Origin of the sequence: Rhizobium album (assembly GCF_003122325.1) — a bacterium.
In the GTDB taxonomy this organism is placed as follows: Bacteria; Pseudomonadota; Alphaproteobacteria; order Rhizobiales; family Rhizobiaceae; genus Metarhizobium; species Metarhizobium album.
In genome coordinates this window covers 103,968-130,534 of sequence record NZ_QFBC01000001.1, presented here as the reverse complement: position 1 = coordinate 130,534, position 26,567 = coordinate 103,968, and the positions used below count along the sequence as shown (strand labels likewise).

Annotated in this window: 27 protein-coding genes, 1 tRNA gene and 1 pseudogene; 19 read left to right on the top strand and 10 right to left on the bottom strand. The window is 60.2% G+C overall.

Translation table 11 applies throughout. From position 1 onward, the window contains the following. The first annotated feature begins 56 nt into the window (after positions 1-56). The 6 genes from DEM27_RS00680 to DEM27_RS00655 all read left to right on the top strand — a co-directional run bounded on the left by DEM27_RS00680 (position 57) and on the right by DEM27_RS00655 (position 4,395). Positions 57-1,076, top strand: coding sequence for an ABC transporter permease (locus tag DEM27_RS00680; protein ID WP_109456268.1), 1,020 nt, complete (start codon positions 57-59; stop codon positions 1,074-1,076). Then, entirely contained in the window at positions 1,076-1,813 is a 738-nt protein-coding gene (locus DEM27_RS00675) for an ATP-binding cassette domain-containing protein (protein ID WP_109456267.1), read from the top strand. The genes DEM27_RS00680 and DEM27_RS00675 overlap by 1 nt, the downstream gene beginning before the upstream one ends. A gap of 79 nt (positions 1,814-1,892) precedes the next feature. Continuing rightward, positions 1,893-2,735, top strand: a complete 843-nt coding sequence (kduI, locus tag DEM27_RS00670; RefSeq protein WP_109456266.1) for a 5-dehydro-4-deoxy-D-glucuronate isomerase — start codon at positions 1,893-1,895, stop codon at positions 2,733-2,735. Then, positions 2,732-3,487 (top strand): 2-dehydro-3-deoxy-D-gluconate 5-dehydrogenase KduD, encoded by a 756-nt coding sequence (gene kduD / locus DEM27_RS00665; RefSeq protein WP_109456265.1) that lies wholly within the window; start codon positions 2,732-2,734, stop codon positions 3,485-3,487. Before kduI ends, kduD begins: the two co-directional genes overlap by 4 nt. 11 nt (positions 3,488-3,498) lie before the next feature. Next, entirely contained in the window at positions 3,499-3,828 is a 330-nt protein-coding gene (locus DEM27_RS00660) for a cupin domain-containing protein (protein ID WP_109456264.1), read from the top strand. A gap of 207 nt (positions 3,829-4,035) precedes the next feature. Next, positions 4,036-4,395, top strand: coding sequence for a hypothetical protein (locus tag DEM27_RS00655; protein ID WP_109456263.1), 360 nt, complete (start codon positions 4,036-4,038; stop codon positions 4,393-4,395). 116 nt (positions 4,396-4,511) lie between these two features. Here the strand turns inward: DEM27_RS00655 and DEM27_RS00650 are convergent, their stop codons facing one another. From DEM27_RS00650 to DEM27_RS00635, 4 genes are all read right to left on the bottom strand, one after another. Further along, positions 4,512-4,748 (bottom strand): DUF4189 domain-containing protein, encoded by a 237-nt coding sequence (locus DEM27_RS00650; protein WP_165823314.1) that lies wholly within the window; start codon positions 4,746-4,748, stop codon positions 4,512-4,514. 159 nt (positions 4,749-4,907) lie between these two features. Beyond that, positions 4,908-5,603: a hypothetical protein gene (locus DEM27_RS00645; protein WP_128755411.1), complete on the bottom strand. Its 696-nt coding sequence runs from the start codon at positions 5,601-5,603 to the stop codon at positions 4,908-4,910. Positions 5,604-5,670: 67 nt separating this feature from the next. Next, on the bottom strand, positions 5,671-6,459 hold the full coding sequence (locus DEM27_RS00640; protein ID WP_109456887.1) for an SDR family oxidoreductase: 789 nt from the start codon (positions 6,457-6,459) through the stop codon (positions 5,671-5,673). Positions 6,460-6,598: 139 nt separating this feature from the next. After that, positions 6,599-7,348 (bottom strand): cyclase family protein, encoded by a 750-nt coding sequence (locus DEM27_RS00635; RefSeq protein ID WP_109456260.1) that lies wholly within the window; start codon positions 7,346-7,348, stop codon positions 6,599-6,601. A gap of 268 nt (positions 7,349-7,616) precedes the next feature. On the opposite strand from DEM27_RS00635, the gene DEM27_RS00630 reads away from it, so the two are divergent. After that, a complete protein-coding gene (locus DEM27_RS00630; RefSeq protein ID WP_109456259.1) occupies positions 7,617-8,519 on the top strand; it encodes an SMP-30/gluconolactonase/LRE family protein in 903 nt (300 codons plus the stop codon). 54 nt (positions 8,520-8,573) lie between these two features. Here DEM27_RS00630 and DEM27_RS00625 read toward each other — a convergent pair whose 3' ends face one another. Continuing rightward, positions 8,574-9,287: a GntR family transcriptional regulator gene (locus DEM27_RS00625; protein ID WP_109456258.1), complete on the bottom strand. Its 714-nt coding sequence runs from the start codon at positions 9,285-9,287 to the stop codon at positions 8,574-8,576. 27 nt (positions 9,288-9,314) lie between these two features. Between DEM27_RS00625 and DEM27_RS00620 the strand changes: the two genes are divergently transcribed. The 6 genes from DEM27_RS00620 to kce all read left to right on the top strand — a co-directional run bounded on the left by DEM27_RS00620 (position 9,315) and on the right by kce (position 16,520). Beyond that, the gene (locus tag DEM27_RS00620) at positions 9,315-9,692 is read left to right on the top strand and encodes a hypothetical protein (protein WP_128755410.1); all 378 of its coding nucleotides are present in this window, start codon (positions 9,315-9,317) and stop codon (positions 9,690-9,692) included. Between the two features lie 46 nt (positions 9,693-9,738). Next, positions 9,739-10,866: a sugar ABC transporter substrate-binding protein gene (locus DEM27_RS00615; RefSeq protein WP_109456256.1), complete on the top strand. Its 1,128-nt coding sequence runs from the start codon at positions 9,739-9,741 to the stop codon at positions 10,864-10,866. A 76-nt stretch (positions 10,867-10,942) separates the two neighbouring features. Next, positions 10,943-12,475, top strand: a complete 1,533-nt coding sequence (locus DEM27_RS00610) for a sugar ABC transporter ATP-binding protein (protein WP_109456255.1) — start codon at positions 10,943-10,945, stop codon at positions 12,473-12,475. Continuing rightward, the gene (locus DEM27_RS00605; RefSeq protein WP_337250461.1) at positions 12,472-14,556 is read left to right on the top strand and encodes an ABC transporter permease; all 2,085 of its coding nucleotides are present in this window, start codon (positions 12,472-12,474) and stop codon (positions 14,554-14,556) included. Before DEM27_RS00610 ends, DEM27_RS00605 begins: the two co-directional genes overlap by 4 nt. Positions 14,557-14,604: 48 nt before the next feature. Further along, positions 14,605-15,552, top strand: coding sequence for a 3-hydroxyacyl-CoA dehydrogenase (locus DEM27_RS00600; RefSeq protein WP_109456885.1), 948 nt, complete (start codon positions 14,605-14,607; stop codon positions 15,550-15,552). Between the two features lie 32 nt (positions 15,553-15,584). Further along, positions 15,585-16,520: a 3,5-dioxohexanoate:acetyl-CoA acetone transferase gene (gene kce, locus DEM27_RS00595; RefSeq protein WP_109456254.1), complete on the top strand. Its 936-nt coding sequence runs from the start codon at positions 15,585-15,587 to the stop codon at positions 16,518-16,520. 272 nt (positions 16,521-16,792) lie between these two features. Here kce and DEM27_RS00590 read toward each other — a convergent pair whose 3' ends face one another. Both DEM27_RS00590 and DEM27_RS00585 read right to left on the bottom strand, forming a co-directional pair. Continuing rightward, on the bottom strand, positions 16,793-17,035 hold the full coding sequence (locus tag DEM27_RS00590) for a hypothetical protein (protein WP_109456253.1): 243 nt from the start codon (positions 17,033-17,035) through the stop codon (positions 16,793-16,795). Continuing rightward, positions 17,035-17,238, bottom strand: coding sequence for a hypothetical protein (locus DEM27_RS00585; protein ID WP_165823313.1), 204 nt, complete (start codon positions 17,236-17,238; stop codon positions 17,035-17,037). Before DEM27_RS00585 ends, DEM27_RS00590 begins: the two co-directional genes overlap by 1 nt. A gap of 478 nt (positions 17,239-17,716) precedes the next feature. Between DEM27_RS00585 and DEM27_RS00580 the strand changes: the two genes are divergently transcribed. After that, positions 17,717-18,163 (top strand): hypothetical protein, encoded by a 447-nt coding sequence (locus DEM27_RS00580; RefSeq protein WP_109456252.1) that lies wholly within the window; start codon positions 17,717-17,719, stop codon positions 18,161-18,163. A gap of 278 nt (positions 18,164-18,441) precedes the next feature. Here DEM27_RS00580 and DEM27_RS00575 read toward each other — a convergent pair whose 3' ends face one another. Further along, complete coding sequence (locus tag DEM27_RS00575) at positions 18,442-19,500, bottom strand: flagellin N-terminal helical domain-containing protein (RefSeq protein ID WP_165823312.1); 1,059 nt, start codon at positions 19,498-19,500, stop codon at positions 18,442-18,444. A gap of 1,104 nt (positions 19,501-20,604) precedes the next feature. Between DEM27_RS00575 and DEM27_RS00570 the strand changes: the two genes are divergently transcribed. Beyond that, positions 20,605-22,119, top strand: coding sequence for a DUF4214 domain-containing protein (locus DEM27_RS00570; RefSeq protein ID WP_109456250.1), 1,515 nt, complete (start codon positions 20,605-20,607; stop codon positions 22,117-22,119). Positions 22,120-22,483: 364 nt separating this feature from the next. On the opposite strand, the pseudogene DEM27_RS00565 reads toward DEM27_RS00570, so the two are convergent. Beyond that, positions 22,484-22,948 (bottom strand): annotated as a pseudogene (locus DEM27_RS00565) (IS66 family transposase); the annotation flags it as partial. Between the two features lie 519 nt (positions 22,949-23,467). On the opposite strand from DEM27_RS00565, the gene DEM27_RS00560 reads away from it, so the two are divergent. Next, a complete protein-coding gene (locus DEM27_RS00560; protein ID WP_245445635.1) occupies positions 23,468-23,935 on the top strand; it encodes a terminase small subunit-like protein in 468 nt (155 codons plus the stop codon). A 143-nt stretch (positions 23,936-24,078) separates the two neighbouring features. On the opposite strand, the gene DEM27_RS00555 is transcribed toward DEM27_RS00560, so the two are convergent. Continuing rightward, a tRNA-Thr gene (locus tag DEM27_RS00555) sits at positions 24,079-24,153 on the bottom strand. Between the two features lie 127 nt (positions 24,154-24,280). On the opposite strand from DEM27_RS00555, the gene DEM27_RS00550 reads away from it, so the two are divergent. The 3 genes from DEM27_RS00550 (at position 24,281) to DEM27_RS00540 (ending at position 26,538) form a co-directional block, all read left to right on the top strand. Further along, positions 24,281-24,580 (top strand): hypothetical protein, encoded by a 300-nt coding sequence (locus tag DEM27_RS00550; protein ID WP_109456249.1) that lies wholly within the window; start codon positions 24,281-24,283, stop codon positions 24,578-24,580. 110 nt (positions 24,581-24,690) lie between these two features. After that, on the top strand, positions 24,691-25,983 hold the full coding sequence (gene murA / locus DEM27_RS00545) for a UDP-N-acetylglucosamine 1-carboxyvinyltransferase (RefSeq protein WP_109456248.1): 1,293 nt from the start codon (positions 24,691-24,693) through the stop codon (positions 25,981-25,983). Positions 25,984-26,103: 120 nt separating this feature from the next. After that, positions 26,104-26,538, top strand: coding sequence for a DUF2948 family protein (locus tag DEM27_RS00540; protein ID WP_109456247.1), 435 nt, complete (start codon positions 26,104-26,106; stop codon positions 26,536-26,538). Positions 26,539-26,567: the final 29 nt, after the last annotated feature.

Below are 26,567 nucleotides of genomic sequence, written 5' to 3'. Positions count from 1 at the left end.
GGAACCTGCAGGCGACGCCGGCAGGTTCCCCCTCCCCAACGATCGGGTGCCAGACCGTGACTCCTATTCTTGCAGACAGTGCCGCGCCGAGATCGCGGACCCAGAGACAATCCATCCTCAAACAGATCATGAGCATGCCTGCGGGTGCGATCCTGCTCGTCTTCGTGACGTTGCAGATCGTCTGCATCGCCGGCGCACTGATCTATCCGAATGACTTCCGTTATCTTTCGCCGCAAAACCTGACGATCCTGATGAAGGCGGTTCCCGTGCTCGGCTGCCTGGCGCTCGGCGCCGGCGTGTTGATGATTGCAGGCGAATTCGACCTGTCGATCGGCTCCGTCTACACCTTCACCGCCATCCTGATGGCAACGCTGGTCAATGCCGGCATGAGCGCTTTCGTGGCGGCACCGCTCGGCATTCTTGCCGGCGTGCTGATCGGGCTTCTCAACGGCCAGATCACGCTGCGCTTCGGCCTGCCGTCGTTCATCGTCACCCTGGGCGGGCTGCTGTTCTGGCGCGGCGCCGTGCTTCTCTACAACGGCGCGGTCCAGGTTCGTTTCGATCCCGAGCCCGCCTTCTCCAGCCTGTTTGCCGGCACGCTGTTCGGCATCAATGCCGCCTTCATCTGGATCATCCTGTTCGTCGTCGGCTTTCATCTGTTGCTGCACCGTCATCGCTTCGGCAACCACGTCTTCGCGACCGGCGGCAATCCCGGCGCGGCAACGGCGATCGGCATCAACACCGGCCGCGTCAAGCTCGTCGCCTTTGCGATTGCCGGCGGCATGGCGGCGGTGGCCGGCATCCTCGCCACCGCCCGCGTCGGCAGCGTCCAGCCCGGCCAGGGTGCGGGCCTGGAGCTGCAGGCGATCGCCGCCTGCGTCATCGGCGGCCTGTCGCTTCGCGGCGGACGCGGTTCGATCATCGGCATCTTCCTCGGCGTGCTCCTGATCCACACCATCACCGACGTGCTGCTGCTGCTGCGGGCGCCGGGCTTCTATCTCGACATGTTCATCGCCACGCTGATCGTGCTGGCTGCGATCTTCAACCATCTCATCGAACGGCGGGGGCTTGCGTGATGGCCGGAGCCAATCTTCTCGAACTCCACAATATCTCAAAGAGCTTCGGCGCACTGACGGCGCTGCGGAACCTCAGTTTCCATGTCGGGGAAGGCGAAGTCGTCGGCCTGCTCGGCGACAACGGCGCCGGCAAGTCGACGACGGTCAACCTGATCTCCGGCATCCACAAGCCGACCGACGGGTATTTGAGCATCGACGGCAAGCAGACCTGCTTCACCTGCCGGTCGGACTCGGCGGATGCCGGCATCGAAACGATCTACCAGCACACCGCGCTGGTCGACTCGCTCTCCATCACCCGCAACATCTTCATGGGGCGGGAACTGACGGATGCCTTCGGGTTCCTCAGGCAGAAGGAGATGCGCGACATCGCCATGGAGGTGCTGCAGAATGCCGTGCATATCTCCGGCATCGATTCTCCCGATACGCTGGTCGGCAATCTTTCCGGCGGCCAGAAGCAGGCCGTGGCCATCGCCCGCGCCGTGCATTTCAAGAAACGCATGCTGCTCTTGGACGAGCCGACCTCGGCGCTTTCGGTGCGCGAGACCGAAGCACTCCTCAATCAGGTGCTGCGGCTGAAGGGAGAGAACGTCTCCAGCGTGCTGGTGACGCACAATCTCTATCATGCCTACCAGGTCTGCGACCGTTTCGTGATCATGAGCCACGGTACCAAGGTCTTCGATGTCCACAAGGCCGATACGACGATCGGCCAGCTGACCGAATATGTCGTGCTTACCTAGGGTATTCCGCTTTCAGCAATTCCGGCCATGGACTGCCGGAGTTGCCCCAACCCATTCCAGATTATGAGAGGCAAATGCCGTGACCATTTCCGTAAACATACGCCAGGTCGTCGGACCCGAGGATGCGGCAAGACGCAACACGCAGGGCCTGCGCGACGGCTTCGTCATCGAGGAGCTGTTTCGCCCGGGTGAGATCAGCCTCACCTACAGCCATCTCGACCGGATGATCGTCGGCGGGGTTTCGCCGGTGGCGGATGCCCTGACGATCGACCGTGTCGCCGAAACCGGCACGGACCATTTTCTCGACCGCCGCGAAGTCGCACTCATCAATATCGGCGGGCCGGGCACGGTCTCGGTCGGCGGAACCGATCATGCGCTCGGTTTCCAGGAAGCGCTTTATGTCGGCATGGGCGGCGGCGAACTGGCGTTCAGGAGCACCGATCCGGCAAAACCGGCGCTGTTTTATCTCCTGAGCGCACCGGCCCATCGCAAATGCCCGACCGTGCTCATCACCCGCGACATGGCAAAGAAGGTGGTGCTCGGATCGGCCGAGGAATCGAACGCCCGCACGATCAACCAGTATGTGCATCCCGAAGTCTGCGAGAGCTGCCAGTTGCTCGTCGGGCTGACGATGTTCGAGCCCGGTTCGGTGTGGAATACCATGCCGGCACATGTGCACGACCGGCGCATGGAGGTCTATCTCTATTTCGGCATGCAGGAAACGACACGCATCTTTCACTTCATGGGGGAACCTGGCGAGACGCGGCATCTCGTTCTCAAGAACCATGAAGCGGTCCTGTCGCCGGGGTGGTCGATCCACTCCGGCGCCGGCACCGGGCGCTACGCCTTCATCTGGGCCATGGCCGGCGACAACATGAGCTTCACCGACATGGACAAGGTGCCGATGGAAGCGCTGCGATGACCTCGTTCGACCTCAGCGGCCGCTGGGCGATCGTCACCGGCGCCAATACCGGCATCGGCCAGGCCATCGCCGTCGGCCTTGCCCGCGCCGGTGCCGATATCGTCGGCGTCGGCCGGTCGGACATGCACGCGACCGAAACCGAGGTAACGGCCCTCGGTCGCACCTTCCTGTCCATCAGCGCCGATCTTTCAAAGATTGACGAGGCTGCCAAAGTCGTCGAACGGGCGCTGGCAGCGGGCGCGACACCCGATATCCTCGTCAACAATGCCGGCATCATCCGCCGCGCCGATGCGCTGGACTTTTCCGAAGAAGACTGGGATGCCGTGCTCGACACCAACCTGAAATCGGTGTTTTTCCTCTGCCAGGCCTTTGCGAAAGCGGCGATTGCGGCCGGGCGCGATGCCAGGATCATCAACGTCGCCTCGTTGCTGTCCTTCCAGGGCGGCATCCGCGTGCCGTCCTATACGGCTGCCAAGAGCGGCCTTGCGGGGCTGACCAAGCTTATGGCAAACGAATGGGCGGCACGCGGCATCAACGTCAACGCCATAGCCCCGGGTTATGTCGAGACCAACAATACCGCAGCGCTTCGGGCCGATGCCGAGCGCAGCGCCGATATTCTCAAACGCATCCCGGCCGGACGCTGGGCGCGGGCGGACGACATGGCGGGTGCCGCAGTCTTTCTTGCATCACCGGCCGCAGATTATGTGCATGGCGTCATCCTGCCGGTGGACGGCGGATGGCTGGCACGCTGAAAGGACAGAAGATGCAATCCAACCATACCCTGCCCGAAGACACCGCCTGGACGGAGGTTTCTCCCGGCAATCGCCGCGCCGTCCTCAGCCATCGCCCGGAAATGATGCTCGTCGCCTTCAGCTTCGACGAAGGCGCCATCGGCGCCCTGCATTCGCACCCGCACACGCAGGTGAGTTATGTCGCCGAGGGCAGTTTCGACGTCACGATCGACGGCGTGACCACCCGGCTCGACGCCGGCAGCAGCTTCATCGTTGCCCCCAATCTCGTCCACGGCGTGGTCGCCCGCAGCAAGGGGTTGCTGATCGACACGTTCACGCCGCGCCGCGACGACTTCCTGTAATGCGAGACAGGCGCAGGCTCACCTCATGGTTAGCCTACACTTACACAAAAACCCTTTGTCAAAGCCGGACGACATGGATCGGATGTCGTCCCGGCTGCTGCTGGTCGCCTGCCCGGTGCTCATCCGCCAAGCAATCTTCCGGCCTACGGCACGGCGTAGACCAGGCGCAATTTCATACACCGCCGGCCATGTCCTTTCTGCGGCTGCATGACTCTAGGCGTTCTCCTGCTTCCCCTGACCAACAGTTCCGGAACACAGATCGGTGTCATCGCCGTATCTTCCGATTTCAGCGCGTCGCGGGCAGCCGCAGGCCGTTCCCTTGTCTGGCAAGCGCTTATCGCTTCCTTCTCGATCGTGCTGCTGATTGGAATGGCGATCATCGTCATGCGCGGCCTGCTGATCCGGCCGCTTCAGGTTCTGAGCGACCGTTTCGAGGCCATCACCACGAACCAGACGCTGACATCGATAGAGGGCGTCGATCGTTTCCCGGCGGAGCTTCAGGTGTTCGCCCGGATCTATGAGCGCATTCGTTTGCGCCGGGAGACGGCGGCGCTCTCCGCAAACTGACGGTCAGGAGAAGGCCGCGTGTTTTCCGATCGGTTTTACCCAGCCACGTCCGATGCCAAGAAGGGTACTCATCATCCGAGTATCCCCGCTTTATCGCCGCTGCGCCGAGGCGTACATCAGGAATCCTGATCGCATTCGACGATTTCGCAGACCTGGTCTTCGTTCGTCCGGGTCGCGCATTCGTTCAACGCACGCTCCCGGGCGCTGTTTTCATCTCCGTACTCGTAGCTGTAACCGTAGGTGCCCTGCTCAGACACGGCGATGCAGCCCCATGCCGACGCAGAGGTGGTTGTGGTGGCGAGTGCGGCCGCGATGGCAAGAGCTGCCAACGACGAACGAGCCAAAAAATTCATTGGAGTTCCCCTAAGATGCAGGCGCGACATGCGCCGCAAGCCACTATCGGCATATCAGGCGACCTTGCAACAGGCGCCTGTCCGGAGGACAAAAAAAGCTCACTTGTAAGTGCGGTCCGTCACATAAGTCGACCGACCAAAGGCTTGTGTCCGGCGTTTTTACCGCGTCATGACATAGTCGGTGGCCAACAGATCGGCGTCGCATCGGAAACGGGCGTTGCCGGCGCGGCCATGGAAGCGAAGGCGGAACAGGCCGTCCAGTTCGGCGGGCCGGGCGACGGCTTCCGGCATCGCCGTACCGTCGAAATAGAAAAGGTTCGACATGGTGGTCGATTCCATGCCGGGCTGCAACTTGCCGGTCGCCGGATCGACGCCGGCAAAACTGCGCATCGCCGCCATGGCCTGGCGGCAGGCTTCGTCGGGCGTGGCGCCCTCGTCGATTTTCTCCACCTTCACCAGGTTCAGGAGGATCGTTTCCGTCTTGGCATCATAGATGACGGTTGCGATTTCCCCGACCTTGCCGCTGAGCGGGGCGACAAAATCGGCGTAAACTTCCCCGGACTCCTTCGAGAAGGCATAGCGGAAATCCTGGCGCAACACCGAAAGTCCGTAGGTGAGGACGGAGACCGGTGTCTGCTTCAACACCTCCATCGCCGCCTTTGCCCCGTCCTGCGCCCCGGCTTCCAGCGGCACGCAAACGAGAGATACCGCAAGCCATGCGACTGCCTTGCCTGAACGTGCCGGTCCCATGTGCAGTTCCTCCTCGCCGATATCGACGGTTGCCGCGCGATGCTGCCTCGCATTGTGCTGCTTGACGGCAGAAGAAATCAATCCTCCCGCCGGAACGGGCAGCATGCAGGGTGACGATTCCCGGCCTGGCGCGGGAAATGCAGGTCTTTGCCGGGCAGCGGCCGCCCGTCGATCACGTTGCGAATTTCGGGCCCCGGTATGTTTCGAAATTTCCGCAGACGCTGATCGATTGTCCGGAGATGTGACGCCCCATGTCGGATGCCAGGAATGCAGCCATGTCGGCGATTTCCCTCATGCTCACCATCGCGTGCATGGAGATGTTGTGCAGGAAAAACGGCATGAATTCCTCAAGCGACATGCCGCGGGCCGCCGCCTGCTCGCTCATCACCCTCTGCCCGCGCGGCCCGTCCACCAGGCCGGGGAGGATGGCGTTGACGCGAACATTGATCTCGCCGAGTTCGACGGCAAGCACGTCGGTCAGGCCGCGCACGGCATATTTGGAGGTCGAATAGGGCGCCCGCATCGGCATGCCGACGCGCCCGGCGACCGACGACAGATTGACGATGCAGCCGCCGCCTGCCTGCCTGAACAACGGCACGGCCTTGCGCACCATATAGAACTGGCCGGTGACGTTGACCGCCATCGTCTCGTCCCATTCCTCGTCGGTCACATCCTCGACATGCTTGGTCGGACCGGAAATGCCGGCATTGTTGACCAGGATATCGAGCCGGCCGAACCGGGCGGAGAAGGCGTCGTAGAGGTTGGCGACATCCCCGGAGTTCGAGACGTCCGCCTTGAGCACCAGCGCGTCGGGCAGCGCCTTCTCGACATCGGCAAGCGCCCCGTCGGCGACGTCGCAGAGGCACACCGAGGCGCCGAGCTCGGTAAATCGTTCCGCCGTGACACGGCCGATGCCCGAAGCCCCGGCGGTGATGATAGCGGTCTTTCCAGTGAGATCCATCTTGATGCTCCAGACGTTTTCTCGGAGCAGCCGGATGCGCTGCCCGATCAAAGCATGATTTCGGGTGTCGGATATTGCGATTTCAACGGTTCGGGACGGGACCGGTTCAGAACCGATCCGTGCCGCCTGCGCGATGCTTTCAGCGCGGGCAGAAACCGACCGGGCGGATCGGCGAACCGGAACCCTCGTCGATATGCAACGGCATCGCCAGGAACAGCGAGCGCGGCGTCAGATCTTCGAGGTTCGTCAGCATCTCGATGATCAGGATATCGTGCGGCAGCCAGCTTTTCATGTGGCCGGGATTGTTCTGCGGCACACCGTCGACGATCGCCGTCTCGGCCGCGACCGTATCCGTCGCAACAGCCCGCACCTTGCGTTCGCGGAAGAACTCGCAGGCATCCTCTGACATGCCGGGGGCATTGAGCACGTACCATTGCGCCTGGCCGTCGGTGCGCCAGTAACGCTTCATCCAGCCATAATTGACGATGGCGATCTCGCCCTCACCGACCTTCAACCCCGATTTCTCTTCATAGCCGCGCAGCATGTCGGCCGTCACGAGATCGCCCGGCTTCAGGTCGCGGTCGCTGAAATCGTAGAGGACGGCCGCCGCGAACAGGTGGTCGGCGGCAAACGTGTCGATGGTCCGGTCCATACGATCGGGCAGCATGTGCGCCGGTGCGTCGACATGGGCGCCGGTGTGCTCGGCCATCATGATCGCCTGGCAATAATAGCCGTCGTGTTCGTGGGTGACGGCCTTGTCGATCGTCAGATGCGGGTGTGTCGGCCAGCGCGGTATGCCGCGTTCCAGCTTCGGCGCGAGATCGACCATCCGCATGCCGCCCAGGGCCTGCAGGACAGCGTCGATCGGCCCAACGTTGCCATTGTTCATGAGTGCCTCCAATTTTTTTAACAGGTTCCCGTCACCGCGACGTGCGCAGTCCTCAACTCCGAGGCGTCGGCAATGTCAGGAAGTCCTCTCCTCCAAGACCCGAATTGTAATCACATCCCGCCCCGCTTCGTCAACGGACGAAATTATTGATCTGTGATCACAGTGGAGTTGACATCTTTTTGCGCGTGACCAATCCTGTGGCTGGAGGTGTGACCGGGGCTGGAGGGCCGCGGTGACGCACGACTTTGAAAAAGGGAGAGGACTGATCGTGGTTGATATTCGATTACTCGTCGACAGCAAGAATCATTTGGGAGAAGGCCCGCTTTGGGACGTGGAGGAGCAGCGGCTCTACTGGATCGACAGTTCCGCCGCCGAAATCTGGACCTGCAAGGAAGATGGCAGCGATGTCCGCCTGCATTACGTCCCGTCGCATATCGGTTCGATGGCGTTGCGTGAAAAGGGCGGCGCCGTGCTGGCGCTGGCCAACGGCTTCAGCCTCTACGAATTCAAGACCCAGCGCCTGACGCATATCGGCGATCCGGAGGCGGACGAGCCGGAAAACCGTCTGAACGACGGCAAGGTCGACCGGCGCGGCCGCTTCGTCGCGGGCTACATGTCCTATGACCACGATCGCCAGGATGCCAACCGCGGCCAGCGGCCGGTTCGCAACTCGGCGCTTTACCGCCTCGATCCCGACCTGACGATCCACCGGCTGGACAGCGGCATCAAGTGCTCCAACGGCCCCTGCTGGAGCCCCGACAACAAGACCTTCTACTTCTGCGATTCCTACGACGACAAAATGTATGCCTATGACTACGACATCGAAACGGGCAATGTTTCCAACAAGCGCCTGTTCCTGTCGAATGCCGACTATCCCGGCACGTTCGACGGCTCGACGGTCGATTCCGAAGGCTACATCTGGAATGCCCACGTCTTCGGCGGCCGCATCATCCGTTATGCGCCGGACGGCCGCATCGATCGCGAAATCGAGTTCCCGGTTCGCAACCTGACCAGCGTCATGTTCGGCGGCAAGGACCTCGACATCATGTACGTGACCAGCATGGGGCGTCCGATGAAAGGCGTTCCGCAGAAGGAAGCCTCCGCCGGCGGCCTTTTTGCCGTCTACGGCCTCGGGGTCAAGGGATTGCCGGAGCCGCGCTTCGGCGGCTGACGGCAGCCGGTGGTTTGGGACATGGGGGCATCGCGAAAGTTGCCCCCTTACCGCTCACTCGAGGGAACTGAGAACGGCGGGCTGTGGGTCGCTGGCGCCATTGGCAAGATGGTGGTTCTTGAACCAGCGGGCCATGGCCCAGATGTCGAGCGCCAGGCCTTGCGACGCCTTGCGGCCGTCCCGCATCCGTATGGCCGCGATGATCCGCGAATGGATCGTAATCCCCATCGAGAAAGGAACGGACGAGCCCTTTCGATAGGCCATTCCGAGATAAGGGCCGGTGCGCAGCCACAGATTGCTGATGATTTCCAGCAATTGCGGCATGTCGGCAGCCTCATAGATGGCGAAGTGAAACCGCTTGTTGGCCTCGAGGACGTCCTCGGTAAAGCCGGAGGCGATCGCCATCTGCATTTCGGCGTTGATGGCATCGAGCGTGTCGGCAAGCGAGGCCGGTCCATATTTCGCGGCACGGTCCGTCGCCATGCCTTCTATGGACATGCGGATGCGGGTCAGTTCGGTGAACGCCTCCAGCGCAAACGGCGCGACGGTGACACTGCGGCTCGGCAATTGAACAAGCGCCTTTTCGGCGACAAGCCGCTGCAGCGCTTCGCGGACCGGCATCGCGCTCGTGCCGAGTGCTGCGGCAATGTTGCGGATGGTTACGGTTTCCCCCGCCGCAAAGCGGCCCTGGTAAAGCGCGTCGCGAAGCTGCTGGTAGACGCGCTCCTGCAAGGTCCTGATATCGAGAGGCGATAGTTTTTCTATCATTCATTTCCATCCGTGGCGGATCAGCCGATGTCGTCAACACCGAGCACCGATCCAATCGAAGGGGCCAAACGCTTCGCCCCTATCTGCGATGTCGCGCATCGCAGTTCAATGCACCTCAAATTTATGAAAACGCAAGACCCAATTTCATCAGAGTTATCTGTGATCACACATCAACGATTAATTATTGACTGCCCAGAGCTTTTGTGGCTCATCTTAAAACCGGCCGTGGAGGCGGCTGGGGAGAAGGGCGCCAACGACAAAGGCGCCGGGAGGTTCATTCAGATCGCATTGCCCGCTTTGGCCCCCGGCCAAGGTGCGGGATTGACTTTGTCTGATCGCGGCTTGCCCGCGACCTTCCGGCTTTCGTCGTTCCGGTCGCCCCGAGGTTGCCGGTTATTCGGCTGACGGTCTGTGCTGCGCATCGCGGCCAGTCAAAAGGGAGAGAGATGAAATGATATCGACCATACGTAAACTGGCATTTGGCGCTCTGGCGGCTCTCGCCGGCACCGCGCTTGTTGCACCCGCCGTGCAGGCGCAGGAAAAATTCAAGGTCTTCCTGAGCATGAGCTACATCGGCAATGACTGGCAGGCCGAAGCCGCCAACATGCTGAAGGCGCTGGCCGTTCACAGCAGCATGATCGACAAGGTCGATCTGCAGGTGCAGGTGGCGGGCCCGAGCGCCCAGAAGCAGATCCAGCAGATCAACGCCATGGTTCGCGCCGGCGCCAAGGCGATCATCGTCTATCCGATTTCGCCCACGGCCCTGAACGGCGCCGTCAAGAACGCCTGCGAGAAAGGCGTCGTCGTCGTCGCCTACGATTCGATCATCACCGAACCCTGCGCCTACAACGTTCACATCGACCAGAAGCAGTGGGGCATCAAGTCGGCTGAATGGCTGGTCGGCAAGCTCGGCGGCAAGGGCAAGGTCGTGATGATCAACGGCGTGCCGGGCACGACCGTCGATACGCTGCGCATCGAAGGCGCCAAGGAAGTCTTCGCCAAGAACCCCGGCATCGAAGTCGTTGCCGAAGCGAACGGCATGTGGAGCCAGGCCGTCGGCCGCACGGAACTCTCGAAGATCCTCGCGACCCGTCCGTGGGACCAGATCGATGGCATCTGGATGCAGGCCGGTTGCTACACCGCCAACTCCATGCAGAGCGAAGCCGGCATCGCCGATGACAAGCTGCGTCCCTGCGCCGGCGAGGCATCGAACGGCGGCCGCATCCAGATGTTGCCTGTCGGCACCGAAGTCGACGGCGCGAACGGCACGTACCGGCCGATGGGCGCACCGCGCTGGTCTTCCGGTTCGCAGAACTTCACCGGCGCGCTGGCTCTGAAGCTCGCCGTCGCCAAGCTCGAAGGCAAGGAAATCCCGGCGCTCACCGACGTTGCGCAGAACATCGTCACCAACGAGAACATCAAGCTCTGCAAGGAAGGCAGCTGGGCCGAAATGAAGGACGGCTGCAACGTCTTCCAGCCGGCGATCATTCCGAACCCGGGCTGGTTCGCTTCGATCTACTCGGCCGAAACGCCGGAAGTCGGCCTGAACGCCGCCCTCGTCGGCCAGCCTGAAGACTGAGACCCATCTTGGCAAGCGGCAGCCCGCCCGACAGCGGGCTGCCGACCCCCGACCAGCATTCTGGGCTACTTTTATCATGACACATGACATTCCGGCGATCCGGGTTTCGCAGATCCGCAAGATCTATGGTGCGACGACCGCACTCGACGACGTTTCGTTTTCCATCAAGCCCGGCACGGTCCATGCACTTCTCGGCGAGAATGGCGCCGGCAAGTCGACGATCGTCAAGCTGCTTTCGGGCCTCGTTTCGCCCGATGTCGGCAGCATCGAGGTCTTCGGGCAGCCGGTGCAACTGAGTTCGCCGCGCGACGCCCACAGGCTGGGCATCCAGACGGCGTTCCAGGAGATGACGCTGGTCCGCAATCTCACCGTTCTCGACAATATCCTCATTCCCGAAGCACCGGTCGGCCTGACCGGCATGATGAACCGCAAGCGCGCCCGCCAGGAGGTCACCGCCCATTTCCGCGACATGGACCTGCACTCGGTCGATCTGGACGACGAGATCGGCGATCTCGATCTGGCAGTGCGCCAGAAGATCGAAATCGCCCGCGCCGTTTTCCGCCAGCCGAAAATCCTGCTTCTGGACGAGCCGACGTCGGCCTTGTCGGGGCCGGATGTCGACTGGCTCGGCAGGGTCATCCGCCGCCTGAAGCAGAAAGGCACGACGATCGTCTTCATCTCGCACCGGCTGCGCGAAGTGCGCGACTTCTGTGACGAACTGACCATCCTTCGTGGCGGCAAGCACGTCGCCTCCGGCGACGTCGCCGACTATGACGACGGTGCCGTGGTGCGCATGATTGCCGGCAAATCGCTCATTCATTCGTTCCCGCCGCGTACCGAACAGCGCCATACGATCGGCGAGGAAGTGTTGCGCGCCGAAAACATCGGCACCGAGGGCAAGCTCGTCGATGCGTCGTTCACGCTCAAGGAGGGAGAGATCCTCGGCGTCGCCGGCCTGCAGGGCATGGGCCAGCTCGACCTGTTCCTGTCGATCTTCGGCATCGTTCCGCTCAGCCGCGGTAGTTTGTTCGTCGATGGCAAGCACGTAGCGATCGCTTCGCCGCAGGACGCGATCTCGGCGCGCATCGGCATCAGTCTCGTTCCCGAAGACCGCAAGACCGAAGGCCTGTTCCTGAAGCTCAACGGCAAGCACAATGCAACGATCCCGATCATCGACCGGTTCGTCCGCCACGGCCTGATCGACAAGGCACTGGAAACGGATGCCGTTGAACAGATCTTCAGACGCGTCGAAGTCGATGGCCGCGCCCTGTGGTCGCGCGCCGACGCCTTCTCCGGCGGCAACCAGCAGAAGATCGCCATTGCAAAATGGCTGCTGTCGGAAAGCCATATCCTCATGGTCTACGATCCGACCCGCGGCATCGACGTCGGCACCAAGAACGAGCTCTACCAGCTGCTGCGCGGCTATGCCGAAGCGGGCGGCGCGGTGATCTTCTATTCGACCGAGGTGCCGGAACTGGTTCACCTCGCCGACCGGGTGATGGTGTTCTACGCCGGCGAGGTCGGCGCCGAACTGTCCGGCAGCGATCTCACCGAGGAAAACATCCTGAGTGCCGCACTGGGCACCAGCAACAAGGCGACGGCGGCATGATGGCCTATTCCGAAGACTCCCGGGAGATCAAGACGTCCATGGCAATGCCGTCGCTGCGCCTCGGCCGCCATCGTGGCCTTATCACCGCCACCATTGCCTTCATCGTTCTGATGTTCGTCGTCTCCGGCCTCAGCGACGTACCGCTCGGCTATTACGACATCTCGCAGATGGCGACGAGCGGCGCGACGCTGGCGATCGTCGCCATGGGCCAGACGCTGGTGATCCTGTCCGGCGGGTTCGACCTGTCGGCGGCGGCCGTCGTGTCGCTCGTCAACGTCGTGCTCGCCAGCATGCCGGAGCCGATCGCCACCTCGCCGGCGCTGATGGCACTGGTCGGCATCGCCATCGGCATGGCCGTCGGCGCCTTCAACGGCTTCTTCATCGCCATATTGCGGTTGCAGGCAATCGTCGTGACGCTGTCGACGATGTTCATCCTGATGGGTATCTCGCTGCTGGTGATGGACAAGCCCGGCGGCATGATCGACGCCTCGCTTTCCGATCTCCTGCTCGGAGACCTCGTCACCGACTGGGTGCCGATGTCGGTGGCGCTGATCTTTGCCCTCCTGCTCTTCTGGTACTGGCTGAAGCGCACCAAGCTCGGGCTGGCGATCTATGCGATCGGCGGCGATTTCGACAGCGCCCGCTCGGCCGGCATCTCGACGCGCCTCGTGCAGTTCCTCGTCTATGTCATTGCCGGCGCCTTCTACGGGCTGGCTGGCGTCTTCATCAGCGCCCAGACCGGCGCGGGCGATCCGCTGGTCGGCAATCCGATGCTGCTGCAGATGTTCGCGGCCGTTGTCGTCGGCGGCACGCTGCTCGGCGGCGGTCGCGGCGGGCTGACGGGATCGGTGGTCGGCGCCTATGTGCTGATGGTGATCGTCAACATCCTGCTCGTGCTCAACGTTTCGGCCTATTTCTCGACGGTCGCCGAAAGCACCATCCTGCTGCTCGCGGTGCTCAGCGCCTCGCTGCACCGCAAGTCGGTGCTGTTCAAGAACCTGCGCCAGTTGGGCGGCCGGTGGGCGGCACGGCGGGAGGGCATCCTGCCGTCGCAGGTGCTGATCAACCCGAAAAAGCTGGTGCTGCCGAAATCCGGCAAGGCGGAGGAGACGGCAATCCCTACGAAAGCCGATCCCGGCTATCTGGTGCGCCATGCGGAAACCATCCGTTATGCGCTGCCTGCCTATATCTGTTTCGTTCTCGTGCTGATCGCGACGCAATTCGTCCTCGGCAATACGCTTCTCAACCTGAACTACTACAATTCGCTGATCGTGCTGTCGTCCTTTCTGCTGATCCTCGCGCTCGGCCAGGGCACCGTGATCCTGACCGGCGGCCTCGATCTTTCGATACCGTGGACCATCGGCGTCTGCGGCATCCTGCTCGCCGGCATGGTCAGCGGCTCGAACGTCGCTCTCGTCTACGCCGTTCCGCTGGTGCTCGCGGTCGGACTGCTGATCGGCTTCCTCAACGGCTTCGGCATCGTCGCACTCGGACTGTCGCCGATCGTCATGACGCTCGCCATGAACGGCATCCTGCAGGGCGTGGCACTCGTCTATTCCGGCGGCACGCCGGACGGTTTTGCAGCACCTCTGCTGCGGGAATTCATGACCGCGCGCTTTGCCGGCATCACTCCGGTCGTCCCCTTCATCGTCTGCTTCGTCGTCGTCGCCATCCTGCTGCTCGGCCGCACCGCCTTCGGCCGGCGTGTCTACGCCATGGGCAACAGCGAGCGGGCGGCGGAGCTTTCCGGCATTCCGGTCAAGCGGACGACGATCAAGGTCTACATGCTATCCGGCTTCTGCGCCGCACTCGTCGGCATCCTGCTCACCGGCTTTTCCGGCCAGGCGAGCCTCGGCATGGGCGACGAATATCTGCTGCCGTCGATTGCCGTGGTCGTCGTCGGCGGCGCGCTGATCACCGGCGGCCGCGGCTCCTATGTCGGCATGGTCGGCGGCGTCATCCTGCTGACGGCGCTGCAGACGCTGCTGGCCGGCACGATCATCCCGTCCTCCGCGCGCTCCATCCTCTACGGACTGGTGATCCTCGGCGCCATCATCGCGCTCCGCGACCGCAAGAACTGAACAGGCTCCTGCGCCGCCACATCTTATGAAAAATCGAAAGGAATGACGATGTCACGAGTTGCGATCATTGGTACAGGCTTCATCGGCCGTGCCTGGGCGATCAGTTTTGCGCGCGCCGGGCACGATGTGGCGCTCTGGGACCAGGCACCGGACGCACCGACCCAGGCCCGCGACTATATTGCCGGCCTGCTGCCCGATCTCGCCGCCAACGACCTTCTGAACGGCCACAGCCAGGACGCCGTGCTGCAGCGCCTGCGTGTCACAACGGACATCGACGACGCGCTCGATGGCGTGATACACATCCAGGAGAACACGCCGGAAAAGCTCGAGATCAAGATGAAGGTCTTCTCGATGCTGGACGAGAAGGCACCGAAGGATGCGATCATCGCCAGTTCGACCTCGGCGCTGCTGCCCTCGGCCTTCACCGCCCATGTCGAAGGCCGGCACCGCTGCCTCGTCGTGCATCCGATCAATCCGCCCTATCTCGTTCCCGCCGCCGAACTGGTGCCGGCACCCTGGACCAGCCCGGAGACCGTCGAGCGCACCGCCGCCCTCTTCCGCTCGATCGGCCAGGCGCCGCTGATGATGAAGAAAGAAATCGACGGCTTCATCATGAACCGCCTGCAGGGCGCGCTGCTCGAAGAAGCCTTCCGGCTGGTCGAAGACGGCTACGCCTCGGTGGAGGACGTCGATATCGGCATCCGCGACGGGCTGGCGCTGCGCTGGTCGTTCATGGGTCCATTCGAGACCATCGATCTCAATGCCCCGTCCGGCATCCGCGACTATGTCGAGCGTTACGAAGGCATCTATTCGGGCCTGTGGCCGAGCACGCAGCGCCGCGCCGAATGGGGCGGGCCGGTTCTCGACCAGATCGAGCGCGACCGCCGCGAACGGGTGCCGGCGGAGAAGCTTAAAGAGCGCCAGGAGTGGCGCGACCGCCGCCTGATGGCGCTGATCGCCCACAAGCGCGAAGCCAGCCGCAAGATCGGCTCCTGAACCGAACGATTGACAGACGAGGAAACACTGCCATGGCAAAAGCCGCACGCAAAGTCATCATCACCTGCGCCGTCACCGGCGCGATCCACACGCCGTCGATGTCGCCCTACCTGCCGATCACGCCGGAAGAGATCATTAAGGATGCGCTCGGCGCCGCCGAGGCGGGTGCGGCGATCCTGCACCTGCACGCCCGCAATCCCGAGAACGGCAAACCCGACCAGACGCCGGAAGCCTTCATGAAGTTCCTGCCGCAGATCAAGCAGGCGACCAATGCGGCGATCAACCTCACCAGCGGCGGCAGCCCCTACATGAAGGTCGAGGAACGTGTATTGCCGGCGCAGATGCTCAAGCCGGAGGTCGCATCCCTGAACATGGGCTCGATCAATTTCGGGCTTTTCCATCTGCTCGACAAATATACCGAGTTCAAGCACGACTGGGAAAAGCCGCATCTGGAAGCGACGCGCGATCTGGTATTCCGCAACTCGTTCAAGGACATCGAGTTCATTCTCAAGACCTGCTACGAGAACAACACGCGTTTCGAGTTCGAATGCTACGATATCGCGCATCTCTACAATCTCGCGCATTTCGCCGAGCGCGGCCTCGTCAAGCCGCCGTTCTTCGTACAGTCGGTCTTCGGAATCCTCGGCGGCATCGGCACACATCCGGAAGACGTGCAGCATATGAAGCGCACCGCGGACCGGCTGTTCGGCGATGATTACCGCTGGTCGGTACTCGGCGCCGGCGCCAGCCAGTTGCGCATCGCCGCGCAGGCGGCGGCGCTTGGCGGCAACGTCCGCGTCGGACTGGAGGATTCGCTATGGGCCGGCCGCGGCAAGCTCGCAACATCGAGCGCCGACCAGGTCAGGCTGGTGCGTCAGATGATCGAAGGCCTCGGCCTCGAAATCGCCTCGCCGGACGAGGCGCGCGAGATCCTCTCGCTGAAGGGAGCCGACAAGGTCGCGTTTTAGCCGCACGGCAAGCTACACAGAGCACGCGGCAAAAAACCGACGGTCGGCAGTCCGTCGCCAGGAATCCGCATCGCCATCGTTTAAGGGCGCCTCTGCGGGGCGCCCTTGACTCGACGAGATCCGCCCAAAGCAGTCTCATCAAGCTCGATGGAATACATTGAGGGCATTGCCATCGAGCGCGCTCCAAGCGAATCCCGAAAGGCCAAGCAAGCGGATCGTCCATCTTTCCGACCTTCTCTGAGGACATCGGTGTCACAACGCGAACATATCGGCTACCCGCGATAGCGACCTTCGTTCATATCTTTCGGATCGTAGTTCAATGACCACTCCTTTTCCGGTCCTTTCTGGCCCGGGGGTATCTTGTTGGCAGTGGCGTCATCCGACCCGGTTACAACCGTAGGCTTTGCGCTCGCGACGCCGTCATGGGTTTTGCCCTTGAGCGGTTTTGCAAACTGCCCTTTGGCATCCTCATGGATTTGCTGCTTGGCGGTTTCGGTATTCGAGCGAGCGACCATCACGCGTCACCTTTTGTCTTCAGCGCGTCGGAAAGATTTCGCTTCCGTGGATCTTTAAGATTTTCGCCTGCTGCATCGCGGTCATGATCTGGATCATCTTTTGCAGGAAGGTAGCCGCGCGGCGTGTTCTCTTGTGGACCTTCCCAACGTGGTGACTGGTCTGTCGTGCCGGCTGCTCCGTCTCTCGGGCTAGTGATACCCATCGTTTTTCTCCTTCTTGGCTTGATCCGAACCCAACAAGGATGAGGGCCTATGGTTCCAATCATCTGTCTGCTCTCCCCCGAAGCAAGGAACAAAGGCAGCGATTTTCAGCAGATTAAATTAGTTGAATGACATGTGGGTCGGGAGTGGCAGGATACCTGAAACGGAGGTATCGCGTGACTGAATCAATCAAACGCCCAAGGATATCAACGACGACAGAGGGTCGTAGAGATGCCGCTGAAATTACTACGGTAGTCGCCCTGGAATGCATAGACATCGAGAAAAAGGCTCGCGAGGAAAAGACAGCTCGCCTCCGTGCCCTGCGTGAACAGGCGCTTGCAGGGCCTAAGCAGACTTAGTCTGCTATCCGGGCATAAGGCTCGCAGACTGCTAATCTTGCATCGGCGCTTGGCTCAAAAAGCGGAACTATCCGGCGCTCCTATCGTTTTGCGATGAAGTTCAACTTGAAGGGAGATGACGATGGCGAACAGTGTCACGAATGAACGAAGCGCTTCCGGCGAAACGCTTGGTACGCGCTTCGGACACTCCGTTGAGAGCCAGGCGCAACAGAAGGATTCAATGAAACTCGCAGCGCCGGGGGAGACGGGAGAGACGCTGAATATATACCGTTTGGTGCCGGTCGCTGCATCAACCGACCCTCGTTGGGATAATTCCCCAGGCTCAGGGGAGCTTATTGTCGCGGCGCGAACAACGGGCGATGCTCGCATAGTTGCCGCCGGCCGTGAACTCGATTTTATGGATATTGACGCGGCGCCGGCTGAGGATGTCACGACCGTCGATGCCAGTGCGTTTCGAGACGAAAAGCTCTACACAGTGATCGAGATTGAAAGAGACCGCACCGACCTACAGCGTGGTGTGATCGAAGGCGTTGTGCGCGTCGACAATATCACGCCAGCCAAGATTTGAGATTGAAAGTGCCGGCACCGCAGCGCTATCGCCATGCGCGGCTCTGCTGCTTCTCTTTAGACGGTGTCCAATTTGAGCCTGAGTAAGCCAGCATCGCGGTTCTGCACCATCGATGAGGAGCCGGCCTTGACGCATCGTCGACCTCATCTAGCTTGAGTCAAGCAGTCTGATCCTCTGCTTGCGCCCGCCTCAAGCCGGGCGCATTTTTTTATCCACATTGCACCACGTCGGGGAACGCCGGAGACTTTTCGCTCCATTTTTTGCAACAGCAGCGGCGGCTACCGGAAAAGTTCGATGAGTTTGTCTGTCGAAGCGTTGGCAATCTGGAGCGCCTGGATACCCAGTTGCTGCTGGGTCTGCAGTGCTTTCAATCGCGTAGACTCTTCATCCATATCGGCATCGACCAAACGGCCAATCCCCTTGCTGCTGGTGTCTATTCGGTCTTGGACGAATTCTGCAGACATTTTCAAGTTCTTCAATGTCGCGCCAACTGCGGTCATGCCATCGCGAATTTTACTAATCTTCACATCCATTTCATTCAGAACGATGTCGAAGTAGTGCGATAGGGGCTTGGAATTCAGCGCTGGCGTATTGTTGTAGTTGTAGAACCCGTTTCGCAGCACGTATTTATCCGGATGGCGTATCACGCTGTCAGTTCCGGCATCGTACACGTTGCCTAGAATTTCGTAGGTCACAAAATCTATCTTGCCGTCCAGCATACCTTGTTGCTCAGAACCGGGGTCGCCGACATAAACGTCGACTTTGCGGTTGTAGTTGATCAACACTGTGTCCCTAAAATCAACTGTTGTCGTCAAAATTTGCGACCCCGCGAGCCCTGTGACGAACTCGATCGATCCAGTCGGCGGATTCTTTCCATTCAACTCATTTTTCAAAAGATTGACGCCTGCAAAACTCGAAGAGTCTATCGCTAACGCGATATCGTCTAGAAGCGACCTCAAGCGACGGTCAATTTTGCCGAGGTTTGTCGCATCGTAAATCCGGTCATCATCGACATCATGCCACGTCGTACTTGTTTTGGCAGTTCCTTCATTCGCGGCCATCACCATCAGGTTTCGCGCTTCAACCATGTAGTCGTAAACCGTTTGCATTCCAGCATAGGCGGTGTCGAGGATACCCTGACCAAGGCCGATGCTGTCCGCGACGGCGGAAATCGCTCTCGTGTCTGCCCTCATCGTGGTTGCGATCGACCAGTAAGCTGCGTTGTCGCTAGCGGTAGAAATTCGAAGCCCAGTTGAAATTCTGCTCTGAGTGCCGGCCAATGAACTGTTGATCGATCTGAGTGTGTCGAGCGTTGAAATTGCGCCGCGGTTCGTCAAGATTGAAGACATACAATGGCCCGCAAGTTATTGTTTTTCGACCACAATGGGCCTTAAAAATCCTAGCTGAACCTATGAATGCATGGTTAATGACCGGTTAACCATCGGCCCGAAAAGTTGCATCCATCTTGAGCATGCGCTTCACTTACTCCGATGTTGCTCGCGCAGTCCGGAACGGCTCCAGTTCGCGTCCGCCATCTGATAATACAGATGATTTACAGTTCAATCGACAGGCGGCGAGCCTGACAAAGCCTGACCTCGTTTTGTGATCCGCACGGCCCCGCGGGCACTTCAGAAAACTTCAGGTTCTCGTATGCCGCACCTTATAAACCTGATGTCGCGCCTGCGATTTTCGAGCTTGTGGACAGAGCGGCCAGGACCAAGGTCGATATGTGCCGCCGGGGCATATTTAGCCGCCGGCAGGCCTACCAGGCTGGGCCAGCCCGACGGAATTCGTCGCCTTGGTTTTCCCCGACCTCTAGGCGGCAAGCATGTTGGTAAATGTTGGTATCAGGCAGGCGCAATGCCGGCGTGAAAGCTAGCCCGCGATGTTGTTAAATGTTGTGGTTCCCAGCCCCTGTTGAAGAATGTTGAAACTCGCAGGGCAGTTCGCGCCACCGTGGGGCAAACCTCATCCCTGAGGCCTTCTTTGCCGTGCGCCACGGTGGCGCACGTAGGGCGCAGCCTGACATGCCGTACGGCAGAGATGGAAAAGGCCAGCCACACGGGCCGGCCTTCATTACGCGGGCGCCAGTACATCCGTGGTCGCCGACGTGGGGTAGGCGCAACGTATTGCCATATCAGCAGGCGTTCAACAATTATCTGACGGTCGACGCGGGGTAACAAGCAAGATTGTCGCCGTTATTTAAATTACTAACGCCCAATCCCCTTCATATCATGAAAAATAATACCGATTTTCAGTGATTTATGACGTGTCCTTGCCATTAAATTCCCTTAAGAACGCAGGATTCGATTATTTTTTTCGCAATAATCTAAATATTATCTAGTCAATTAAATATAACAAAACTGTTTGAAATTTTTTCCTTGCCATATAGTCTTTGAAAAATAGCATTAGAAAAAAGTAAATTTCCGGGAGGGAGTATTATGGCATCCATTCAGGGCATCTATCTGGCGCTATTCGGGAGGCCAGCGGATCCAGCAGGTTTGGCATTCTTCAACGGTGTTACCAACAACGGATCTGACTTGTCTGCGATATCGGGTCTTGCCGGCACGGCGGAATATCTCAATCGCTTTACTAATTTCGCCAACGATCAGATCGTCAACGCCCTGTTCAAGTCCATGTTCGGGCGGGATGCCGATGAAGCTGGATTGAAGTATTTCGTCGGTGAGTTGGAAGCGGGACGTCTATCGATCGAAAACATCGCTATCAACGTTCTTGACGGTGCGCTCAACGACGACAAGGCGACCGTCGAGAATAAGCTGACGGTCGCCAATCTGTTCACAACCAATCTCGATACTGATGAGGAGCAGGTGATCTATGGCGGCGACGCCGCTGCCGACTACGGTCGCCAGTTTCTCGCACCGATCACCAAGGACATCGCCACCATCCCCGACTTGGCGAATGTCAACGCATACATCGCCGCCATGCCGCAGCAACCCTCTGGCGCGCTGACGGTTCAACAGGTCCTGGATGGCGCCGCAAACGGCGGACATTACATCCTTGCGGATCGGCTCGACAAAATCGTGGCAAATCCTGACGTCATGAAGAATGCCGACAGCTATCAGCTGACGAATGCCACCGGTGGCGTCGGCGCCGTCACGGTGGAAGGCGCAAAGGTTCTGCTCGGGGCCAAGAATGCCACGAATTTCGATTTCAGCCTGGCGGATACGAGCACAGCCATAAAGTCTGCCTCGGCCACCATCATCACCGAAGCCGATACCATTGCCGTCATTGGCGCCAACACGGGGGAAACATTTGATTTCTCGGCCTTCACGAGAGGGGTCATCCTCAATGGCGGTGATGGCGTCGATGTGTTCAGAGGCACAGCATTCAACGATGTGTTCTACGGCAAAGGTGGAACGAACACTTATTATTCAAACGGCGGATCGGATACCTTTCGCCTTAGCGATAGTGGTACCGATACAATTTTCCTGACCGGCTCGGCCACGGGAGGGCTAGGCAAATCGGGACCTATTCATATCTACGGATGGGGCAATAACGACCAATTCGTGATCAGCAACTCCGATTTCTCAACGAATCTCGAAGGAAGTTGGACGGATGATGATCATCTTTTCCGTGGAACGACTTCATACACAAAAAACTCAGCCGGCAAGTTAGAATTCCAGGAAGCCATGCACACTTTTGGACTTGTGGAGTTTATCTCGTATGTGAGTACGGACATCACAAATGGCGCCGACTTCTTGCAGTCATTTCAAGAAGCATGTGGTGGAAATGCTCCAGCGAATACGGGGTTTGAAATGGGTGTGAAGTGGAAGGGCCTGTTTGCATTGAGCGACCCTGAAAACCTCATAGAAACGCGATACCTGTATTATGCGGATACGGGGTCGGATACAGCACTTGAAAACTCAGAAATAAAGCTTGTAGCGGTTATCCATGATACCGGAGAATTTCGCGCTCATAATGATTTCTTGGTTTAAGGCGGGGAGCTTGTATTTTCCCATCTTCATGTTGGCCTTTGCAAGGCTCGGCAGCGTGGATGTGCGCCAATGACGCTCACGGACTGGGGCCACGTTTTTCACGTTGGCCCCTTTCCCTATAGGCCTCCGCCCATATTTAAATCCTCACGCGTAATTTTTCGCGATTTAAGGAGCACTGCATGGCGACGGCGCACTGGTAAGCATTTTGATCACCTTCCTGGTTATCATCCTGGTGCTTTACCTCATTGGAATGTTGCCCGTCGGTATGCGGCGTCCACGCCCCATGGATTTTTCGGTTGCAGCGATCTGACGGCAATATCGGCCGTCAAATGAGCTCACCGAATAGTGCCTGACGAGTTCATTGTTAGGCCTTGACGCGGGCGGCGTAGGCCCATGGCATCAGAGCATCGATGTTTTTGGCGAGGTGGCCGTTCGCGAGGCGGGTGAAGAGGTCGCACAGGTAGGCGTAGGGCTCAACGCCGTTCATTTTACAAGTGCCGATCAGGCTGGCAAACCGGGCCCAATTGCGGCCCCCTTCATCGTGCCCGGCAAAGAGCGCATTGCGGCGGTTCATGGCCGGTCGGCGGATCGCGTTTTCCACGAGGTTGGAGTCGATATCGCCGTGGCCATCGTCCAGGAACAGCCGGAAGCCGTCCTGCCGCGTCAGCATATAGGCCAGGGCTTTTCCAAGGTCAGATTTGCGTGAGATGCGCTTGGCTTGCGCTGACAGCCAGGTGAAGAACGCGTCCACCAGCGGAAGGGACAGGTCCTGTCGAACTGCCCGGCGATGTTCGGGATCTGAGCCTCGGATACTGTCTTCGATGCAATACCGCCCGCCGCGGGGACCGGTGCAGTATGTGCCAGACCTGCAGCTGCAATCATTGCCGGCCGTAGGCTGCATGTCAGATGATCCAGAGCCGAGTCAACCCATGCCGCCCATGGTCGCTTGGCAGTCCTTCTTGCTTTTACTCACCGAGCCGTCACAGCAGATAAAAGTCTTCCCCTGGCAATGATCGATGCCACCCTTCTTTCCGCTGCAGGGCGTGTTTGCGCCGTTGGCAACTGAAACCCAAGCGAGAAAAATCGCGCTTGTAGCTGAAATCCAAATTCTCAAACTCGCCCCCTCCATGTCGCGAAGCCTATCGGAATAGGCGTTTCAAAATCGTATCCGCAACTTCAGAGAGCTTTCGGGACAACAATATGCGCATGGCCTGCGATGGCGACCAGCCGATGCAAATCAACCGTCTTCAAGCTGCGCTTTTTTGGGGTCGCTCCAAAGGGGCGCTTTTTCAGCGCCTATGTGCTATGCTCGCCATCGTATCAACCAGGGCGAATGCAGGATTTCCAAATGGCGAGACCGTCGACGTTTGCCGAGGAAATGACCGGCCTGATCTGCGAACCGCTGGCAGACGGTGAGAGCTTGCGGTCGATCTGTAGCCAGGAAGGCATGCCGTCGAAATCGATAGTGTTTCGGTGGCTTGCTGCCAATGAAGCATTCCGGGACCAATACGCGCGCGCACGCGAGGCCCAGGCAGATAGCTTCGTCGACGAAATCCTCGACATCGCCGACGACGGCCGAAACGACTGGATCGAGAAGCGGAATGCCGCTGGCGAGGTCATTGGCTGGCAGGAGAATGGCGAAGCGATCCGCCGGTCACAGCTTCGCATCGATGCCCGCAAATGGATGGCGTCAAAGATGCAGCCGAAGAAGTATGGGGACAAGCTGGATATCGATCACGGCGGATCGGTGCGATTCGACCGGATTGAGACGGTGATCATCGATCCGAAGCACCCGCGCCCGCCGAGCGCTTCCTAAGCCTTATCAGCCCAACATCTTTCAGCAGGCAAAGGCAATTCACCAAGCCTCGCACCGCGACCGAGAAGGTGGATAAAAGGGTGGATACGTTGCAAAAGAAATCGCTAAAATGGCACCATTTTCAATTGCTTGTGAAAAGAAAATGGTGCTGCCGAGTGGGATTGAACCACCGACCTCACCCTTACCAAGGGTGTGCTCTACCACTGAGCTACGGCAGCAGGCTTGTTTCGCGGCTCGTGAGCACTTCGTTGCAAGCGAGGCGGCTATTGCCACAGCTACGGATGAAGCGCAAGGCGCAAACGTCAAATAATTTTGCGTTTTGGCGGGAAAAGATGCGGTGGCCTTTTGAAAAGCCCGGATTTCCGTTATTCAGGCGGCATGAAAGAGAACAGGAAAAATTTCTCCCCGGTATCTGCCCGGCCCGGCATCGGCGAGATGACGACCACCGCTGATGGCGATGCCGGAGAATCGGGGCCGGAAGCGAAAATGCCGCAAAAAACCGGTGCCGACCTGCGTCGCGAGCGGGCTGCGGCCAAGCTTCGCGAAAATCTGCAGCGGCGAAAGCAGCAGTCCCGGGCGCGTCGCGCGGGTGCCGCGGATGAGGCGACAGGCCTGCCTGCCGCAAAATTGGACGAATCATCGTGATTCCTCACGCCGATTGAATTGTCGCCGCCGGGGATTTCGTCTAAGGACGCCCATCTTCACAAGGCATGGTCACCAGGGAAAGGCGGGCGGGGGCCCGTTGGGTATACTATATGGATCGTATCAGAATTATCGGCGGCAACCCGCTGAACGGCGTCATTCCGATTTCCGGAGCCAAGAATGCGGCCCTGCCGCTGATGATCGCCTCGCTCCTCACCAGTGATACGCTGACGCTCGAAAACGTGCCGCACCTGGCCGACGTCGAGCAGCTGGTCCGCATCCTCGGCAATCACGGCGTCGACATCGCCGTCAACGGCCGCCGCGAGCGCCAGACCGACGGTTATTCGCGCACCATCCATTTCACCTGCCGCACGATTGCCGACACCACGGCGCCGTACGACCTCGTGTCCAAGATGCGGGCGAGCTTCTGGGTCATCGGCCCGCTGCTGGCGCGTGAAGGCAAGGCGCGGGTCTCCCTGCCCGGCGGCTGCGCCATCGGCACCCGTCCCGTCGACCTGTTCATCGAAGGCCTGCAGGCGCTCGGCGCCACCATGGAAATCGACGGCGGCTATATCAATGCGACAGCGCCCAAGGGTGGCCTGATCGGTACGCGCTACACCTTCCCCAAGGTGTCCGTCGGCGCCTCCCATGTGATGATGATGGCGGCAAGCCTTGCCCGCGGCACGACGGTGATCGGCAATGCCGCCCGCGAGCCCGAGGTCGTCGATCTCGCCAACTGCCTCAACGCCATGGGCGCCAAGATCACCGGTGCCGGAACGCAGACGATCACCATCGAGGGCGTCACCTCGCTCTCCGGCGCGCGTCACCGCGTCCTGCCGGATCGCATCGAGACCGGCACCTATGCGATGGCCGTGGCGATGGCCGGCGGCGACGTCGTGCTGGAAGGCACGCGTGCCGACCTGCTCGAAACCGCGCTCGAAACCATTCGCCGCTCCGGCGCCGAGATCACCGATACCGCCGACGGTATCCGCGTTGTGCGCAATGGCGGCGGCATCAAGCCGGTCGATATCGTCACCGATCCCTTCCCGGGCTTCCCGACCGACCTGCAGGCGCAGTTCATGGCGCTGATGACGAAATCCTCCGGCGTTTCGCACATCACCGAAACCATCTTCGAAAACCGTTTCATGCATGTGCAGGAACTGGCCCGGCTCGGCGCCAAGATCTCGCTCTCCGGCCAGACGGCGAAGATCGAGGGCGTGCAGCGCCTGCGCGGCGCGCCGGTCATGGCCACCGACCTGCGTGCGTCCGTGTCGCTGGTCATCGCCGGCCTTGCGGCGGAAGGCGAGACCATGGTGTCGCGTGTCTATCATCTCGACCGCGGCTTCGAGCGCCTTGAGGAAAAACTGACCCGCTGCGGCGCCATCGTCGAACGCGTCAGCGATTAATTTTCCGGCGGTCGTTTCTTCCGCTTTGCTTGCGTGTTGCGGTTTGGGCGCGGGCGCCTTATGTCCTTTGCAGGACAAGGCCCCGCCCCATTGCAAAGGGCGAAACCGGAAAGTGTGCGCATGACCCATCTCAAGCTCCTGGCGCTCGACGAAGAGGACCTGGCGGTGATCTCGGCTCATATGCAGGACGCCGTCTTCAAGGTGGGGGATCTTTCGTTTTCGGCAAGATCCGGCCTTTTCAGCCTGGCCGCCAACCGGTTTGTCTGGGAGGCAGTGGACGAAGCGGCAAAGACGTTCGAACGTCGCCGTAGCCTGCTTGTATTCAAGCGGGTTCGCACCGTACGCTCCACGGGCATCGACCGGCGCAAGGCCGACGACGTTCTTTCGTTGCTCGCCGTCCGCTTTTTGCCGGATGGCGAAGGGCCGGATGGGAAGGTCGAGCTGGCGCTGTCCGGCAAGGCGACGATCGAACTCGATGTCGAATGCGTCGAAGCGCAGCTTGCGGATACCGGCACGGCATGGGAAACCGGTTCATTGCCGAGTCACGAGGGGTGAACCCGGCAGTCTCAGGATGTTATTACAGG